Origin of the sequence: Mycolicibacterium austroafricanum (genome assembly GCF_000612725.1) — a bacterium.
In the GTDB taxonomy this organism is placed as follows: domain Bacteria; phylum Actinomycetota; class Actinomycetes; order Mycobacteriales; family Mycobacteriaceae; genus Mycobacterium; species Mycobacterium austroafricanum.
The window spans coordinates 316,690-331,514 of sequence record NZ_HG964455.1; the positions used below are offsets into that span (position 1 = coordinate 316,690).

The 14,825-nt window shown below is 68.1% G+C and carries 12 protein-coding genes and 1 pseudogene; 6 read left to right on the top strand and 7 right to left on the bottom strand.

All coding sequences use genetic code 11. The features are described 5' to 3' along the window. Positions 1 to 4 precede the first annotated feature (4 nt). The 4 genes from BN976_RS21665 to BN976_RS21680 are packed head-to-tail and all read left to right on the top strand — an operon-like array spanning position 5 to position 5,290. Positions 5 to 784, top strand: coding sequence for an enoyl-CoA hydratase/isomerase family protein (locus BN976_RS21665; RefSeq protein ID WP_011779218.1), 780 nt, complete (start codon positions 5 to 7; stop codon positions 782 to 784). Then, the gene (locus tag BN976_RS21670; protein ID WP_036373751.1) at positions 784 to 2,229 is read left to right on the top strand and encodes a class I adenylate-forming enzyme family protein; all 1,446 of its coding nucleotides are present in this window, start codon (positions 784 to 786) and stop codon (positions 2,227 to 2,229) included. Before BN976_RS21665 ends, BN976_RS21670 begins: the two co-directional genes overlap by 1 nt. Next, a complete protein-coding gene (locus BN976_RS21675; protein ID WP_036373753.1) occupies positions 2,226 to 3,791 on the top strand; it encodes a class I adenylate-forming enzyme family protein in 1,566 nt (521 codons plus the stop codon). Before BN976_RS21670 ends, BN976_RS21675 begins: the two co-directional genes overlap by 4 nt. Further along, a complete protein-coding gene (locus BN976_RS21680) occupies positions 3,788 to 5,290 on the top strand; it encodes a class I adenylate-forming enzyme family protein (protein ID WP_036373756.1) in 1,503 nt (500 codons plus the stop codon). The genes BN976_RS21675 and BN976_RS21680 overlap by 4 nt, the downstream gene beginning before the upstream one ends. 5 nt (positions 5,291 to 5,295) lie before the next feature. Here BN976_RS21680 and BN976_RS21685 read toward each other — a convergent pair whose 3' ends face one another. The 5 genes from BN976_RS21685 to fabG form a co-directional block, all read right to left on the bottom strand. Next, positions 5,296 to 6,480 (bottom strand): CaiB/BaiF CoA transferase family protein, encoded by a 1,185-nt coding sequence (locus BN976_RS21685; protein ID WP_036373758.1) that lies wholly within the window; start codon positions 6,478 to 6,480, stop codon positions 5,296 to 5,298. 80 nt (positions 6,481 to 6,560) lie between these two features. Then, positions 6,561 to 7,229: a GntR family transcriptional regulator gene (locus BN976_RS21690; RefSeq protein WP_036373761.1), complete on the bottom strand. Its 669-nt coding sequence runs from the start codon at positions 7,227 to 7,229 to the stop codon at positions 6,561 to 6,563. Positions 7,230 to 7,234: 5 nt separating this feature from the next. After that, the gene (locus BN976_RS21695; protein WP_036373763.1) at positions 7,235 to 8,428 is read right to left on the bottom strand and encodes an acyl-CoA dehydrogenase family protein; all 1,194 of its coding nucleotides are present in this window, start codon (positions 8,426 to 8,428) and stop codon (positions 7,235 to 7,237) included. 30 nt (positions 8,429 to 8,458) lie between these two features. After that, positions 8,459 to 9,673, bottom strand: a complete 1,215-nt coding sequence (locus BN976_RS21700; protein ID WP_036374252.1) for an acetyl-CoA C-acetyltransferase — start codon at positions 9,671 to 9,673, stop codon at positions 8,459 to 8,461. Next, on the bottom strand, positions 9,673 to 10,425 hold the full coding sequence (gene fabG / locus BN976_RS21705; RefSeq protein WP_086008421.1) for a 3-oxoacyl-ACP reductase FabG: 753 nt from the start codon (positions 10,423 to 10,425) through the stop codon (positions 9,673 to 9,675). The genes BN976_RS21700 and fabG overlap by 1 nt, the downstream gene beginning before the upstream one ends. Positions 10,426 to 10,542: 117 nt before the next feature. On the opposite strand from fabG, the gene BN976_RS21710 reads away from it, so the two are divergent. Both BN976_RS21710 and BN976_RS21715 read left to right on the top strand, forming a co-directional pair. Continuing rightward, complete coding sequence (locus BN976_RS21710) at positions 10,543 to 11,721, top strand: acyl-CoA dehydrogenase family protein (RefSeq protein WP_051558530.1); 1,179 nt, start codon at positions 10,543 to 10,545, stop codon at positions 11,719 to 11,721. After that, entirely contained in the window at positions 11,718 to 12,536 is an 819-nt protein-coding gene (locus tag BN976_RS21715; protein ID WP_036373769.1) for a mycofactocin-coupled SDR family oxidoreductase, read from the top strand. Before BN976_RS21710 ends, BN976_RS21715 begins: the two co-directional genes overlap by 4 nt. Here the strand turns inward: BN976_RS21715 and BN976_RS21720 are convergent. Then, positions 12,507 to 13,414 (bottom strand): annotated as a pseudogene (locus BN976_RS21720) (alpha/beta hydrolase). The gene BN976_RS21715 and the pseudogene BN976_RS21720 sit on opposite strands and share 30 nt — an antisense overlap. Beyond that, entirely contained in the window at positions 13,411 to 14,751 is a 1,341-nt protein-coding gene (locus BN976_RS21725) for a flavin-containing monooxygenase (protein WP_036374257.1), read from the bottom strand. Before BN976_RS21725 ends, BN976_RS21720 begins: the two are co-directional and overlap by 4 nt. Positions 14,752 to 14,825: the final 74 nt, after the last annotated feature.

Here is a 14,825-nt window from a genome sequence, read left to right on the forward strand (position 1 = left end):
CCCGATGACGTTCGAGACGATCCTGCTCGACCTCGACCACGAGGTCCGCGTCGCCACGGTCACCTTGAACCGGCCGGACGCGCTGAACTCCTTCAACCGCGCGATGTGCGAGGAGATGAAGGATGTCTGGCGGATCATCAAGGCCGACGAAGGCATCAACGCGGTGGTGTTGCGTGCTGCGGGCGAGCGGGCCTTCAGCGCCGGGCTGGATGTCCGTGCCAGTTACGGGCAGCCCGAGATCGTCTGGAACCACGAGGATCCCGGCGAGCTGCTGAGCCCGAAGTGGCAGAAGATGTGGAAGCCGGTGGTGTGCGCCGTGCAGGGCATGTGCACCGCCGGGGCGTTGTACTTCGTCAACGAGGCCGACATCGTGATCTGCTCGCGGGGTGCGACGTTCTTCGACTCGCACGTCAGCGCGGGCCTGGTCTGCGCACTGGAGCCGGTGGGCCTGATGCGCCGGATCGGTCTCGGCGACACACTGCGGATGGCGTTGATGGGCAACGACGAGCGCGTCGGCGCGGAGACCGCGCTTCGCATCGGTCTGGTCACCGAAGTCGTCGACGAGAATGACCTGTGGGCCCGCGCGCACGAGATCGCCACGACGATCGCCGCCAAACCACCCACCGCCACCCAGGGCACGGTGAAGGCCATCTGGGAATCGCTGGACAAGCCCTATCGTGCCGCCATGGACCAAGGTCTGATCTACACCCGGCTCGGCAACCCGATCGCCAAGGCCGAGCTGGCCGAGCGCCCCGTCCCGAAGACCCCGCCCCGGATCCGTTGATGGTGCATCGCCTTTCGCAACGGATCGACGACGTACTGGCCTTGGATCCGCCGGGCCGGGCGATCCAGTTCGGCGGCGACTGGATCACCTGGGAGCAGATCGGGACGTTGGCGCACCGTATCGGTGACCTCGTCGGTACCGCGCGCGCCGGGATCATGCTGCGCAACCGGCCGGTACACGTCGCCGCACTGCTCGGTGTGCTCCGCGGCGGCGGCACCGTCGTCGTCATCAATCCCTCCCGCGGGGACGACCGCACCCGGTCCGACATCGAGGCGCTGAATCTGCCGATCATCATCGGGTCCTCCGAGGACCTCGCGGCGCTGGCACCGGACACAACGGCAACGACGCTGGCCGTCGACGGATTCGACGAGCCGCCGACAGTGCACCGCGGCAACACTTCTGACGACGCGGGCCGTCCGGGCGTGGCGGTGTGGATGCTGACCAGCGGCACCACCGGCCCGCCGAAACGGGTCGATCTCACCTACGACATGCTGGCGCGCAGCGTGATGGGTCCCGATTCGGACCACGACGCGGCCCCGACCGACCTGCGGCGCGGCGTCGCGATCGTGAACTCGCCGCTGGTGCACGTCGGCGGGGTGTTCCGGGTGCTGCTGTGTGTGGCCGAGGCGCGGCCGTTCGTGTTGTTGCCGAAGTTCGAATTGAAGCAGTGGGCCGACGCCGTGCGCGAGCACCGCCCCCGCGCGGTGTCGCTGGTGCCCGCCGCGCTGCGGATGGTGCTGCACTCCGACCTGACCCGCGAGGACCTCGACGGCATCCGTGTCGTGACCTCCGGGACAGCCCCGCTGTCGGCCGATGACGCCGACGCGTTCACCGAGAAGTTCGGCATCCCGGTGCTGACCTCTTACGCGGCAACGGAATTCGGCGGAGGCGTGGCGGGCTGGACCTTAAAGGACCATCAGAGGTTCTGGCAGCACAAGCGCGGCAGCGTCGGCCGTGCCAACCCGGGCGCACAGCTGCGCGTCGTCGACGACAACGGCGAACCGGTACCGCCCGGGCAGCAGGGTCTCCTGGAAGTCATCCCGGCACAACTGGCGGGCCGAAGCGGGTGGATGCAGACCACCGATCTGGCCCGCATCGACGAAGACGGCTTTGTGTGGATCCTGGGACGCGCCGACCAGGCGATCATCCGGGGCGGGTTCAAGGTGATGCCCGACGACGTCAAGAACGCACTCGAAAGCCATCCCGCGGTGGCCGGGGCTTCGGTGGTCGGCCGGCCCGATCCACGTCTCGGCGAAACCCCGGTCGCTCTGGTGCAACTGCGTCCCGGTATGAGCGCCGAACCGGACGAGCTGCTGAATTATCTGCAAAAGAGGCTGGCACGCTACGAGATTCCGGGCGAGTTGGTGATCACCGACGCGATTCCGCGCACCGCGTCGGGGAAACCCGACCTGACCGCCGTCCGCTCCCATTTCGCGCAGTCGTGACCCCCGACCCGGCCACCGTCGCCGACGTGCTGCGCCGGCAGCGGTTGTGGGCCGACAAGCCGCTGCTGGTCTGCGACCGCACCCGGCTGAGCTACGGCGAGGCCGATGAGCGGTCGGCGGTGCTGGCACAGCGGCTCGTCGCACTCGGCGCCGGAAAAGGCACGCACGTCGGCCTGCTGTATCCCAACAGCGCCGAGTTCGTCGTCGCCATGCTGGCCGCGACGCGCATCGGTGCCGTCGTGGTTCCGTTCTCGACGTTCGGCACCGCCCCCGAGGTACGTCGGCAACTGGTCGACAGCGACGTCTCGGTGCTGCTGGCCGCCCGCAGCTTCCGGTCCCACGACTACGTGCAGACGCTGACCGACGCCGTCGGTGCGCGGCCCACGCACGGCCCCGTCTTCAGCACCGCCGCGCCGGTACTGCGGCACGTGCTGTTCGACGACCAGGACGGTGACGCGCGGGGTCGCGTCGACGACGCGTTGCTCCGCGCCATGGAGGACGACGTCGACGGCTGCGACCCGCTGGCGGTCATCTACACGTCGGGGTCGACCAGCGCCCCCAAGGGCGTCGTGCACACCCATGCGGCACTGCTGGCACACCAGCGCAGTCTCAACGAGATCCGCCGACTGACCGCCGACGACCGCCTCTTCTGCAATTCGCCGTTCTTCTGGATCGGTGGCTTCGCGTTCGGCCTGCTCGCCACCCTGGTGGCCGGCGCCACCCTGATCTGCTCCAACGCCACCGACGCGGCCGACACGCTCGACCTGCTCGAGGCCGAGAAACCCACCGTCACGAACGGATTCATCGCCGGCATCGCGCATCTGCCGCGTCATCCCAGCTTCGCGCGACGCGACCTGTCGTCAATGCGGCGCGGCAACCTCTACCCCATCATGGCCGCCGGCGCGCGGCCGGCAGACGCCGAGCTACGGCACAACATGCTCGGGATGACCGAGACCGGAAGTGTGGTGCTGCTCAGCGGCGACGACTCAGATCAACCGGAGTCCCGCCGCGGCTCGTTCGGGTTTCTGGCACCGGGGTTCCAGGCGCGTGTCGTCGACCCCGACACCGGCTGCGACGTCGCGGTGAACACCCCCGGGGTGCTTCTGTTGCGCGGCCCGTTCCTGATGCAGGGCTATTACGGGCGTGCCCGCGAGGACTGCTTCGACGGCGACGGCTGGTTCGACACAGGAGACCTGGTGCGCCGCGACGGGGACGGTGTCTTCTACTTCATCGGCCGCACCGGCACGATGATCAAGACTGCGGGAGCCAACGTGGCACCCGGCGAGGTGGAGAAGGCGATCATCGCCGTGATCCCGGATCCCGACGTCGTGGTCCACGTCGTCGGCCTGCCCGACGCCGATCGTGGTCAGCTTGTCGCCGCGGTGATCGCGTCGGACACCGAGGTCGACGTAACCGGTCTCCAGGAGACCCTGCGCTCCCACCTGTCGGCGTACAAGATCCCCCGCCGAGTGGCCACCGTCAGGCACGCCGACATTCCGATGTTGTCCAGCGGAAAGGTCGACCTCTCGGCGCTGCGGAGACTCTTCGGGGCTCTTCGATGACCGACACCATCGACTCGCTGTTGCGGGATCAGGCCGCCGCACACGGCGCCAGGGACGCCGTCGTCGACCCGGCCGAACGGATCTCCTACGCCGAATTGAACCGGTCGACAGGGGAACTCGGCGCCGCGTTCGTCGCCTCCGGCATCGGCAAGGGGATGCGGGTCGGGCTCCTGATGCCCAACGGTGTGGCGTGGGCGCGGATCGCGTTGGCTCTGATGCGTATCGGGGCCGTGGTGGTTCCGCTGAGCACGCTGCTCACCGCCCGGGAGCTGTCGGCACAGCTGCAGACCGCGTCTGTGCAACATCTGATCGCCGTCGAGGAGTTCCGGGGACACCGCTATGACCTGGATGCGACGACGCCCGCACTGCGGAGTGTACGGACGCCTGAACAGGTGTTCGCACTGCGCGGCCATCCGGCGGCGGCGGAGGTCGCCGAGGCGATGTCCCGAGGTGTGCGGCCGGCTGATCCGTTGACCGTCGTGTTCACCTCCGGAAGCAGCGGCGCACCGAAGGGGGTCCGTCATTCGCACGGCAACGCGATCGGCGCGGTGCGGTCCGGCCTGGCGGCGCGCTGTGTCGATGCCGACACCCGGCTGTACCTCCCGATGCCGTTCTTCTGGATCGGTGGGCTCGGTGGCGGGCTGTTGTCGGCGCTGACCGCGGGGGCGACTCTGGTCACCGAGCCTGTCCCCCAACCTGATTCGACACTGCGTCTGCTGGCAGACGAGCGGGTCACCCTGTTCCGCGGCTGGCCTGATCAGGCCGAGGCACTGGCTCGGCACCTGCCAGCCTCGGGTGTCGAGCTGACGGAGCTGCGGGCGGGCAGCCTCGACGCGCTGCTGCCGCCGCGGTTGCGGTCCCGGCCGGGCGCCCGGGCCCGGTTGTTCGGGATGACCGAGTCGTTCGGGCCGTACTGCGGATACCCGGCCGACACCGACATGCCCGAGACCGCCTGGGGAAGTTGCGGTAAGCCGTTCGACGGCATGCAGGTACGCATCGTCGGCGCCGACACCGGTGAACCGGCGCCGACCGGCGCGATCGGGATGATCCAGATCCGCGGACGCCACGTGATGCGCGGCATCTGCCGCCGCAGTCGGGATGAGGTGTTCACCTCCGACGGCTGGTACGCGACAGGAGATCTCGGCCACCTCGATGCGGACGGATTCTTGTATTACCACGGCCGTTGCGACGACATGTTCAAGGTCCGCGGCGCCACCGTCTATCCGTCGGAGGTCGAGCAGGCGCTGCGCAGCCTGGACGGGGTCAGCGCCGCGTTCGTCACCAATGTCGCCGGGCCCGAGGGGGATCGCGTCGGCGCGGCGGTGGTGTGCGACGCACCCGCCACCGCCGAAAGGCTCCGCTCCGCGGCCCGCGAGGTCCTCAGCAGCTTCAAGGTGCCGACCGTGTGGCTGCTGCTCGACAGCCAGGACGGCGTGCCCCGGGGCGCCACCGGCAAGGTCGACATGGCACGGCTTCGCGCTCTTCTCGAACAGTCCTGAGCGGCTCAGATCACCTTCCGGTCGCGCAGCCGCGCGACCTGGTCGCCCGTGTAACCGATCTCACCGAGGATCTCGTCGGTGTGTTCACCGAGCTGCGGTGCGCGTCTGCGGATCTGGCCCGGGGTGGCGGACATCCGGAACGGGGTCTCGATGATCGGGACGTCGCGGGGGGCACCGGGGAACGGCACCCGCTGCAGGAACCCCATCGCCTGCACGTGCGGGTCGTCGAGCACCTCTTGTGTCGAATGCATCGGAGCCGCGGGCAGTTTCGCCGCCTCCAGGCGTTCGAGGACCTCGGCCTTGGTCTTGTCGGCGCACCACTGCGCCATGATGTCGTTGAGCTCGTCGCCGTGCTGCCAGCGCAGATCGTCGTTTGCGAAACGCGGATCGTCGAACAGTTCGGGCCTGCCGACCAGCCGGCACCAGCGCTTGAACATCGGCGGACCGGCGACCTGCAGCAGCACCCAGCCGCCGTCGCGGGTGCGGTACAGGTCGCAGGGCGCCACCGAGGTTCCCCGGTTGCCCATGCGCGGTTTGTCGGTGCCGAGCAGCTCGCGTTCGATGAGGAACGCGTTCGACAGCATCAGCGCGGTGGGCAGCAGCGCACCCTCCACGTGTTGCCCCTGCCCGGTGCGGTCACGGTGGAACAGCGCCATCATCACGCCGATGGTCAGGGTCAGCGCGGTGCCGAAGTCCGCGTAGGGCACCACGGTCCGGATCGGTTGGTCCGGCAGCCCCTGCCGATACACCGCACCCGACATCACCTGTCCCGCGCCGTCGAATCCGATGCGGTCGCTGTAGGGGCCGCCCTCGCCGTACGCGGTCGCACTCGCGAGGATGATGTCGGGCTTGACCGCCCGCAGTGTCTCGTAATCCAATCCGCTGGACCGCATCCCGGCCGCGGGCATGTTGGCGACCACGATGTCGGCTCCGGCCACCAGTTTCCGGGTGATCTCCTTGCCCTCGTCGGTGGTCGAGTCCAGCGTCAGCGAGCGCTTGTTGCGGTTGCACTGAAGGAACGTGCCGCCTTCGCCGCCTTCGGCGACCGACTGCACCCAGCGGTCCTCGCCGCCCTCCCGTTTCTCCACCCGGATCACGTCGGCGCCCATGTCGGCGAGCAGTGCCGCGCACCAGGGCGCGGCGATGAAGCGGCCGTAGTCCAGTACCCGCACACCGTCGAGGACACCCATCGTCGACCTTCCTTCCGGCGAGCAGACACAAACTCGCACAGTTCAGCGCGTAACCCTGCGAGTTTGTGTCTGTTCGCCAATCATTGGATGACGCCCCGCCGGGTGAGGTGTTCGATCAGCGGACCCGACGCGGCGCAGAGATGCTCCGACATCGCCGCCCGCGCCGCCTCGCTGTCGCGTGCCTTGAGCGCCGCGAGAAGTTCACGATGGTCGCGCATGGAGTGCGCGGGCCACCCTTCGACGGTCGGATACACCGACTCCAGCGCGAATCTCGTGATCTGCCCCATCAACAGGCCGAGCTTGGGCGAGCCTGCCGCGACGTTGACGCCACGGTGGAACTCGTGGTTCAGCCGCACCGCGCCCTCGTGGTCGTCGGCGTGGTAGGCGACTTCCAGCTGATCCTGGACGTGGTCGAGCGCCTGCAGCTGCTCATCGGTGATGCGCTCGGCGGCCCGGCTGGCCAGCACGCCGCCGATGTGGGCCTGCACGTCGGCGACGTCGGCGATGTCACGGCGGGTGATGGGCAGCACCACGAAACCCCGGCGCGGCTGCTGGGTCAGCAACCCTTCGGCGCGCAGCCCGAACAGCGCCTCCCGCACCGGGGTGACACTGATGCCGAGTTCGTCGGCCAGCTGTTCCAGCCGGATGTACTGCCCGGCGGGGTAGGTGCCCTCGAAGATGCGCCGCCGCACGAAGCGCGCCACATCCTCGGCGAGCTGCGGCCTGGCCGCGAATTCGGGAATGCTCACCGCCGTCAGACCCGGTAGTCCGCCAGCAACCGCTTGCTGATGATGTTCTTCTGGATCTCGCTGGTGCCCTCGCCGATCAGCAGGAACGGTGCGTCACGCATCAGCCGCTCGATCTCGTACTCCTTCGAGTAGCCGTAGCCGCCGTGGATGCGGAAGCTCTGCTGGGTCACCTCGGCGCACACCTCACTGGCGAAGTACTTGGCCATGCCCGCGGCGACGTCGTTGCGCTCCCCGGAGTCCTTGAGCCGCGCCGCATTGACCATCATCAGGTGGGCAGCCTCGACTTTGGTCGCCATCTCCGCCAATTGGAACGCGATGGCCTGGTGTTCGGCGATCGGTTTGCCGAAGGTGCTGCGCTGCTGGGCGTACCGCACCGCCAGCTCGAACGCCCGGATGCCGACACCGCACGCGCGGGCGGAGACGTTGACGCGACCGACCTCGACGCCGTCCATCATCTGGAAGAAGCCCTGCCCTGGCGCCTCACCGAGGATGTCGGTGGCGCCGGCCCGGTATCCGTCGAAGATCAGCTCGGTGGTGTCGATGCCCTTGTAGCCGAGCTTGTCGAGCTTGCCCGGGATGGTCAGTCCGGGGGCGACTTCACCGAAACCCGTGGGCTTTTCGATCAGGAACGCGGTGAGGTTGCGGTGCGGCTTGTCGGCGCCCTCGTCGGTGCGGACCAGTGCGGCCACCAGGGTTGAGCTGCCCCCGTTGGTCAGCCACATCTTCTGTCCGTCGATGGTGTAGGTGCCGTCGCCGTTGTCGCGGGCCCTGGTCCGGATGGCCGCCACGTCGGAGCCCAGCTCCGGTTCCGACATCGAGAAGGCGCCGCGGGTTTCTCCGGTGGCCATCCGCGTCAGGTAGTGGCGCTTCTGCGCGTCGGTGCCGTGCTGACGGATCATGTAGGCCACGATGAAGTGGGTGTTGATCACGCCGGACACGCTCATCCAGCCGCGCGCGAGTTCCTCGACGCACAGCGCGTAGGTGAGCAGCGACTCCCCCAGCCCGCCGTACTCCTCCGGGATCATCAGCCCGAACAGACCCATCTCCTTCATGGCGTCGACGATCGCCTGCGGGTAGGTGTCGGAGTGCTCGAGCTCCTGCGCCGTGGGGATGACCTCCTTGTCGACGAATTGCCGCACCGTCGAGACGATCTCGGCCTGGAACTCGGTGAGCCCCAACGTCTGCGCAAGCTTAGTCATGCGCGATCCCGCTTCGCTTCTCGCTGTATGTCACGGCGTCACCCTTTCGAAGACCGCGGCCAGTCCCTGCCCGCCGCCGATGCACATCGTCTCCAGGCCGAAACGGCCGTCACGGCGGTTCAGCTCCCGCGCCAGCGTGGCGAGCATCCGCCCGCCGGTGGCGCCGACCGGATGCCCGAGCGAGATTCCCGACCCGTGCACGTTGGTTCGCTCCAGGTCCGCCTGCGTGAACTTCCACTCCCGCATACAGGCCAGCGCCTGCGCGGCGAACGCCTCGTTGAGCTCGATCAGGTCCATATCGGACAGCTGCAGTCCGGCATTTCCCAGCGCCACCTCGGTCGCCGGAACCGGGCCGATGCCCATGACGTTGGGGGCAACCCCGGCCACGCCCCACGACACCAGTCGCACCAGCGGGCGCAGGCCCAGCTCTGCGGCCTTCTGCGGGGTGGTCACCAGGCACATCGAGGCGGCGTCGTTCTGGCCGCTGGAGTTACCGGCCGTCACGGTGGCATCCGGATCCGACTTGCCGAGAACAGGTTTGAGCTTGGCCAGGGATTCCAGCGAGGTGTCGGCGCGGGGGTGTTCGTCGGTGTCGATCACCTGGTCACCCGATCGGCTCGTGACGGTCACGGGAATGATCGTCTCCGCGAGCAGTCCGTCCTTCTGCGCCGTGACCGCCCGACGGTGCGACAGCACGGCGAGCTCGTCCTGCTCCTGGCGCGAGATCCCGTAGTCGCGGCGCAGGTTCTCGGCGGTCTCCAGCATGCCGCCCGGCACCGGGTAGTTCTTACCGCCTGCGGTGGTGCGCCCGCGGGCCAGCGCGTCGTGCACGGTGATGCCGGTCCTGGCCCCGCCCCACCGCATGTCGGTGGAGTGGAACACCACGTTGCTCATCGACTCGGCACCGCCGGCGACGACGAGATCGTTGTTGCCGCTTGCCACTTGCATCGCCGCCTGGATGACCGCCTGCAGACCGGAGCCGCAGCGGCGGTCGATCTGCATGCCCGGCACGGTCACCGGCAGGCCCGCGTCGAGCGCGATCACCCGCCCGATCGCCGGTGCCTCCATGCTCGGGTAGCAGTGGCCCACGACGACGTCCTCGACGGCGCCCGGCGCGACGCCGGTTCGGGCGAGCAGGCCCTGCAGCGCCGCCACCCCGAGTTCGACGGCGGTCAGCGACTTGAACATCCCGTTGTAGCGGCCGATCGGCGTGCGCACGGGCTCACAGACGACGGCATCCCGCATCACAGATGCCGTCCACCCGTGACCTCGAGGACCGTGCCGGTCATGTACGACGACAGGTCAGACGCCAGGAACAGCGCGACGTTGGCGACCTCTTCGGGTTCCCCGGCCCGGCCCATCGGGACCTCCGCCACCTTCGAATCCCAGATACGTTGCGGCATGGCCTCTGTCATCGCCGACCGGATGAGCCCGGGCTGGATGGCGTTGACGCGCACCCCGAGATAGGCGAGCTCCTTGGAGGCGGCCTTGGTCATCCCGACGATGCCGGCCTTGGCCGCGGAGTAGTTGGTCTGCCCGACCATGCCGACCTTGCCGGAGATCGACGACATGTTCACGATCGCGCCGCGCTTCTGCTCTCTCATCACCGCGGCGGCGGCGCGCAGACCGTTCCAGGTTCCTTTCAGGTGCACGGCGATCACCTGATCGAACTGCTCCTCGGTCATCTTGCGCATCGTCGCGTCCCGCGTGATGCCCGCGTTGTTGACCATGATGTCCAGGGATCCGAATCCGTCCACCGCGGCCGCGATCAGCGCGTCGACCTCCGCCGAATCGGTGACGTCGCAGCGGACGGCGCGGGCGACGTCCTCGCCGCCGAGTTTCTCCGCGGCGGCGACGGTGGCGTCGAGGTTCACGTCGCCGAGCACCACCCGAGCGCCTTCCTCGACGAACCGTTGCGCGATGGCGAAGCCGAGCCCCTGGGCTCCTCCGGTGATCACCGCGGTCTGACCTGTTAGCAACGACACTTGTTCACCCATCCTCACGCCCGTAACCAACCCGACCATTCGGGACTGATCGTATTTCATATACGATATTGGCCGATCGCCTCCCCCTTCGACTCCCCCTCCACGCAACTTCCCCGAGGAGCACCGACGATGTCCACAGCCGAAGTCGGCGACGAAGATTTCCGGCAGATCCTGGCGCAGACACGCCAATTCGTCCGCACCGCGGTCGTGCCGCGCGAGCAGGAGATCCTCACCACCGACCGGGTGCCCGACGAGCTGCGCGAGCAGGCCAAGTCCATGGGCCTGTTCGGCTACGCCATCCCCCAGGAATGGGGCGGGCTCGGCCTCGACCTCACCCAGGACGTGGAGCTCGCCATGGAGCTCGGCTACACCTCGCTGGCGCTGCGCTCGATGTTCGGCACGAACAACGGCATCGCCGGCCAGGTACTGGTCGGCTACGGCACCGACGAGCAGAAATCCACCTGGCTGGAGCGGATCGCGTCGGGCGAGGTGGTCGCCTCGTTCGCCCTCACCGAGCCGGGCGCGGGTTCGAACCCGTCGGGCCTGCGCACCAAAGCGGTTCGGGACGGCGACGGGTCTTCTTCGGGGTGGATCATCAACGGCCAGAAGCGATTCATCACCAACGCTCCCAACGCGAACCTGTTCGTGACATTCGCCAGGAGCAGGCCGGCCGACGACAAGGGCGCCGGAATCGCGGTCTTCCTCGTCCCCGCCGACACACCGGGCGTGGAGGTCGGGGCCAAGGACAAGAAGATGGGCCAGGAAGGTGCCTGGACCGCGGACGTCAACTTCACCGACGTGCGGGTACCCGACGCCGCCCTGGTCGGCGGTAGCGAAGACATCGGATACCGCGCGGCGATGACGTCGTTGGCACGCGGCCGGGTGCACATCGCCGCGCTGGCGGTCGGGGCGGCACAGCGCGCGCTCGACGAGTCGGTCACCTACGCTGCCACCGCCACCCAGGGCGGCACCGCGATCGGCGACTTCCAGTTGGTCCAGGCGATGCTCGCCGATCAGCAGACCGGGGTGATGGCAGGCCGCGCGTTGGTGCGCGAGACCGCCCGGCAGTGGGTCACCGGCGAGGACCGCCGAATCGCCCCGTCGGCCGCGAAACTGTTCTGCACCGAAATGGCAGGCAAGGTCGCCGATCTCGCGGTCCAGATCCACGGCGGCAGCGGCTACATGCGTGAGGTGCCCGTCGAGCGGATCTACCGCGACGTGCGACTGCTCCGACTTTACGAGGGCACCAGCGAGATTCAGCGGCTGATCATCGGGGGCGGACTGGTGAAGGGAGCCAAGGCGAGATGAGCAGGCTGGAGGGACGCGTCGCGTTCATCACCGGAGCGGCGCGCGGACAGGGTCGGGCGCACGCCGTGCGCATGGCCAACGAGGGCGCCGACATCATCGCCGTCGACATCGCCGGCCCACTTCCACCCTGCGTCCCCTACGATCACGCGACCCCCGACGATCTCGCGGAGACGGTGAAGCTGGTCGAGGCGACGGGCCGCCGCATCCTCGCCTCGAAGGTGGACACCCGCGACGGCGAAGCACTTCGGGCCACCGTGGAGAAGGGTGTCGCCGAACTCGGCAGGCTGGACGTGATCGTCGCCAATGCCGGAATCACCGCGCCGCAGGCATGGGACGACATCGGCGCCGACGACTTCCGCGACGTCATGGACGTCAACGTGACCGGCACGTGGAACACCGTGATGGCGGGTGCGCACAAGATCATCGACGGCGGCCGCGGCGGGTCGATCATCCTGATCAGCTCGGCGGCGGGAATCAAGTTGCAGCCGTTCATGATTCACTACACCGCCAGCAAGCACGTGGTCACCGGGATGGCCCGCGCGTTCGCCGCCGAGCTGGGCAAGCACTCTATCCGGGTCAACAGCGTGCACCCGGGTCCGGTGCTGACGGACATGGGGACCGGCGACATGGTCACCGCGCTGGGCAAGGCGATGGAGACGAACCCCCAGCTCTCGAACATGATGACGCCGTTCCTGCCGACCTGGGCGGTCGAGCCGGAGGACATCGCCGACGCGGTATGCTGGCTGGCCAGCGACGAGTCGAAATTCGTGACGGCGAGCGCGATCTCAGTCGATCAGGGTTCCACGCACTACTGAGAAAGTTCGGGTCAGGAACGCCACCTGGTCGGAGACGGTCTTGTCGAACCAGTCGTGGCCCGGCCACACGTCGAAGTGATCGCACGGGTAGTGGTGCACCTGCGCTCTGCCGTGCGCGGCCGTGGCAGCGACCGCAGCCGCAGGCACGTACTGATCGAAATCGGCGATCTGCACCAGCAGCGGGCAGCGCATTTTCTTGGCCGCCGCGTTGGTGCGCACGCCGACAACCTCCAGGCCGACCGAGCTGTCGATCTCGTTACGCCAGGTCGGGCCCGCCAGCGCGGTGTAACTCTCGTATGCCCCGTCGAGAGCGAGTGCGCCGGGCTCCCCCACCGGTGCGACCAACGGCATCATCGTCGGCCGGCCACCTCGCCGCACGGCGAACCGGCTCCTGACCCCGGTGAGGGTCCAGCGCAAGGATGTCACCATGTCGCGTGATGTCGCGGCGGCGCGGCTGACGGCCAGGCCGCTCGTCAGGGGCGTCAACGAGATCACCGCGCCGATGTCGTCACGTTCGGCGGCCACCCGCAGCACGTGTCCGCCGGAGAACGACGCCCCCCACAGCCCGACACGGCCCGGATCCACGCCGTCGAGGGTTTTGGCGGCCTCGACCGCCGCGTTGTAGTCGTCGATCTGCCTGCGCACCGAAAGTGATTGCCGCGGAACACCACCGGAGGCACCGAAGCCGCGGTAGTCGAATGCGAGGACGTCGATGCCCGCAGCGGCGAACCGCTGCGCGAACGGCTCAAGACCGGAATCCTTCGTACCGCCGAACCCGTGCGCCATCACGACCACCGGCCGAAGCGCACCACCGGATGTGAATGCCATCCGCTGCAGGCATCTTGACCGCTACGGAAGCTAATCTCCGACCGGGTCACCGCGCCACCGCCGCCACCCGCTCCGCGCGCTTGCGCCCCGCCGGGATCTCCCGTTTGAGCAGGTCATGTTCGTAGACGAAGTAGTCGACCTGCTGGGTGTGGCGCGGCCGGTCCGTGCAGTGGCCGGCGTGCAGCTGCTGGTCGGCGTCGATGGTCCGCTCCATCTCGTCGGCCGACGGCAAGGCATAACGTCCGACGGCGTACGCGGCCAGCAGTCGTGACTGGCACTCGACGAACGGGAACAGGGTGGGCACCGACTGGGCGAACCCGATGAACACGAGATCGTCGACACCCGGCTTGAACATCCGCTTGTAGAGCCGGATGGAGTTGTCGGGGGCACTGATGAACTCGGGGTCGAAGAACGGGAAGGTGATGTTGTACCCGGTGGCGTAGATGATGACGTCGAAGTCGGCACTGGTGCCGTCGACGAAATGGACCGTGTGCCCGTCGAGGCGCGCCACGTTCGGCTTGGGTGTGACATCGCCGGAACCCAGCCGCAGCGGCAGCTCCACGGACTGGGTCGGGTGCGCCTCGAACAGCTTGTGGTCTGCCGGGGGCAGGCCGTACATCGTCGGATCGGTACCCAGCATCGGCGCCACCAGTTGCACCGCCTTGCGCTGCCACGACAGCGGCAGATAGGGCGAGGTGCGCCAGAAGGTGTCCCCCGGGCGGCCCGCGATGTACTTGGGCACGATCCACGCCGACGACCGCGTCGAGAGGGTCACGTCATTGCGCAGCGCCTTCGAGGACAGTTCGACGGTGATGTCGGCGGCGCTGTTGCCGATCCCCACCACGAGGATGCGCTTGCCGCTCAGATCCAGCGGCGTGGACGGATCGATATAGGAGTGGGAGTGGATGGACTCGCCGGCGAAGGAACCGGGGAACTGCGGCAGCCGCGGATCCCAGTGGTGGCCGTTGGCGACCACCAGCAGATCGAAGTGCCGCTGAGCGCCTGCCTGATCGAGGATCCGCCAGCCGCCGGACCCGTCTTTGGCGGCATGCACCACGCCGTTGCCGAACTCGATGTGCTCGAGCAACCCGAACACCTCGGCGTACTCGTCGAGGTAGGCCTTCACCTGCGAGTGGTGCGGGAACGACGGGTAGTGCTCGGGCATCGGGAAGTCCTTGAAGGACAGTCGGTCCTTCGAGGTGTCGATGTGCAGCGACCGGTAGGCGCTGCTGTGGCCGTTCGGGTTGCCGAACGCCCAGTTGCCGCCGATGCGGTCACTGGTCTCGAAGGTGGTGTAGCTGACGCCGTAATCCTTGAGCATTTTGCCCGCGGTCAGCCCACTGATACCTGCACCGATCACCGCGACCCTGGGGTGTGCCTGCTCCACCTCGCTCCTCACGCCACCTGGCAAACCGTGTTTTTGACATACGTCAGATTTATCTGACGAATGTCTATCACGGC

What these genes read in the sequence shown, in the direction of transcription:
- fabG (WP_086008421.1), bottom strand. Translation starts at nt 10,425, where the DNA reads ATGGGTGAACAAGTGTCGTTGCTAACAGGTCAGACCGCGGTGATCACC.
- BN976_RS21700 (WP_036374252.1), bottom strand. Translation starts at nt 9,673, where the DNA reads ATGCGGGATGCCGTCGTCTGTGAGCCCGTGCGCACGCCGATCGGCCGC.
- BN976_RS21685 (WP_036373758.1), bottom strand. Translation starts at nt 6,480, where the DNA reads ATGGGTGTCCTCGACGGTGTGCGGGTACTGGACTACGGCCGCTTCATC.
- BN976_RS21665 (WP_011779218.1), top strand. Translation starts at nt 5, where the DNA reads ATGACGTTCGAGACGATCCTGCTCGACCTCGACCACGAGGTCCGCGTC.
- BN976_RS21715 (WP_036373769.1), top strand. Translation starts at nt 11,718, where the DNA reads ATGAGCAGGCTGGAGGGACGCGTCGCGTTCATCACCGGAGCGGCGCGC.
- BN976_RS21680 (WP_036373756.1), top strand. Translation starts at nt 3,788, where the DNA reads ATGACCGACACCATCGACTCGCTGTTGCGGGATCAGGCCGCCGCACAC.
- BN976_RS21670 (WP_036373751.1), top strand. Translation starts at nt 784, where the DNA reads ATGGTGCATCGCCTTTCGCAACGGATCGACGACGTACTGGCCTTGGAT.
- BN976_RS21695 (WP_036373763.1), bottom strand. Translation starts at nt 8,428, where the DNA reads ATGACTAAGCTTGCGCAGACGTTGGGGCTCACCGAGTTCCAGGCCGAG.
- BN976_RS21710 (WP_051558530.1), top strand. Translation starts at nt 10,543, where the DNA reads ATGTCCACAGCCGAAGTCGGCGACGAAGATTTCCGGCAGATCCTGGCG.